We start from the raw sequence: 397 nt of genomic DNA, 5'->3' as shown, positions 1-397 counted from the left end.
GTAATCACTGGTGCAGTAGTATCAACAACGTCGATAGTTTTGCTGCAACTGCTTGAATTGCCTACACAATCGGTGGCTGTCCACGTACGGGTCACACTGTATTCCTGCGGACATGCTCCTGGTGTGGTTACATCTTCATACGTAATCGTTGGAGAATCATCACAGGCATCAACTGCCGTTGCATCGCCAAAGACTGGTGTATTCGGACACTCAACCGGTGAAACAACTGTCGGACAGGTAATCACTGGTGCTGTGGTATCAACAACATCGATCGTTTTGCTGCAACTGCTTGAATTGCCTACACAATCGGTGGCTGTCCACGTACGGGTCACACTGTATTCCTGCGGACATGCTCCTGGTGTGGTTACATCTTCATACGTAATCGTTGGAGAATCAT

The 397-nt window shown here is 48.4% G+C and carries 1 protein-coding gene; it reads right to left on the bottom strand.

The genetic code is table 11. The features are described 5' to 3' along the window. On the bottom strand, positions 1-397 hold a 397-nt coding region (locus GJV22_RS22485), incomplete at both ends, for a hypothetical protein (protein WP_394367561.1).

It is taken from the genome of Mangrovibacterium lignilyticum (genome assembly GCF_010882175.1).
Classification (GTDB): Bacteria; Bacteroidota; Bacteroidia; order Bacteroidales; family Prolixibacteraceae; genus Mangrovibacterium; species Mangrovibacterium lignilyticum.
Note: the sequence above shows the minus strand (reverse complement) of the source record. Positions and strands in the feature narration are given on the sequence as shown.